General features: G+C 76.0%; 1 protein-coding gene and 1 pseudogene. Both read left to right on the top strand.

Annotated features, from left to right (window positions below):
• Window positions 1–640 (top strand): SpoIIE family protein phosphatase (locus AWZ10_RS28440; protein WP_159058372.1); only part of this gene is annotated, 640 nt, incomplete at its 5' end.
• Window positions 637–1,381, top strand: a pseudogene (locus AWZ10_RS28435) (phosphatase); the annotation flags it as partial. The gene AWZ10_RS28440 and the pseudogene AWZ10_RS28435, both read left to right, overlap by 4 nt.

Raw genomic sequence — 1,381 nt, 5'->3', positions numbered from 1 at the left:
CGGCGGCCCGGCCCCCTCCCCCGCCCCGACCGTGCGCGCCGGAGGCGTCAATGTCCCCTTCGCCGGCGCGGAGTTCTCCGGCGACGCCTGGGCGTGGGCACAGCAGGACGGCCTCACCACACTGATGCTCGCCGACGGTCTGGGCCACGGGCTGGCGGCGGCCCGTGCCTCCTCGGCGGCGGTCGAGCAGCTGTACCGCGCACCCGAACTGTCTCCCGCGGACCTGCTGCGGCGGCTGGAGGGGGCGCTGCGCGACACCCGGGGTGCGGCCGTCGCCGTCGCCCAACTCGACGTCGCCGCAGGCAGGTTGCTGTTCGCCGGCATCGGCAACATCGGGGCGCGACTGCGCACCGGAGCGACCTGGAAGCCGTTGCTGTCGCGGCCCGGCATAGTCGGCGCCCACCGGGCCGCCCGTCTCCCGCAGCACGAGGCGGCCTGGGGGGACGACTGCCTGCTCGTGCTGCATAGTGACGGCCTGCCCAGCCGCTGGAGTCCGGGCCCCGCCGCCCACAGCACCTCCCTCGACCCCGCTGTGATCGCCGCCGTGATCGTGCGTGACGCGAGCAGCCCCGCCCGGCCGGTACGCGACGACACCACCGTCGCCGTACTGAGCCCCTCCCCGCCGGACCGCCTCCCATGACCCGTACCTGGCATGTCAGTTCCGTCACCGACGCCGCCCGGGCGCGTATCGCCACCGCGCGGCTGGCCACCGCGCACGGAGTCGTGGCGACCGACCGGGCGCGGCTGGTGTCCGTGCTCACCGCGCAGCTGCGGCAGTGCCTCACGAAGGGGGGCGCGTGGCTGCTGACCGCGCGGGCCACGACGGCGCGGCCCGGCGGCTGCCGGTTCCTGGTCGAGGTGACGTCGGCGAACCGGCGGCCGGGCGAGTTCCGGCAGCCCTGGCGGCTCACGGTCGCCTGCTCGCAGGAGGGCCGCCTGCCGGACAGCGAGCATGTGCCCGGCGATCCGGTGACGCTCGCGGAAGCCCTGTTCGGGGCCGACGAGGACGCCGCGCTGCTGCTGGAGAAGCTCGACGAGCAGGAGGCACTGGTCGCGTTCCACCGCGAGGAGCTCCACCAGACCAACCAGGGTGTCCTGGCCCTGCACGCCGAGCTGGACGCGGCCGGGCGCGCGCAGCGCGAACTCTTCGCCGCCGAGCAGAAGGCCCGCGAGGAGGCAGAGAACGCGCGCGGCCGGCTCACCTTCCTCGCCGACGCCAGTGCCGCCCTGACCGCGTCCCTCAACCCCGACGCGATCGTGCGGCTGCTGCCCACCCTCCTGGTGCCCCGGTACGCCCGCTCCGCCGACGTATGGCTGTTCGACGGGGAGGACGACGTCGCCCGGGGCGGCCCGCGGCCGGCCGCCGCCGTCGTCGCGGCCC

The sequence above is a fragment of the Streptomyces europaeiscabiei genome, assembly GCF_001550375.1.
Taxonomy (GTDB): domain Bacteria; phylum Actinomycetota; class Actinomycetes; order Streptomycetales; family Streptomycetaceae; genus Streptomyces; species Streptomyces europaeiscabiei.
This window is presented reverse-complemented; position numbering and strand designations above follow the sequence as displayed.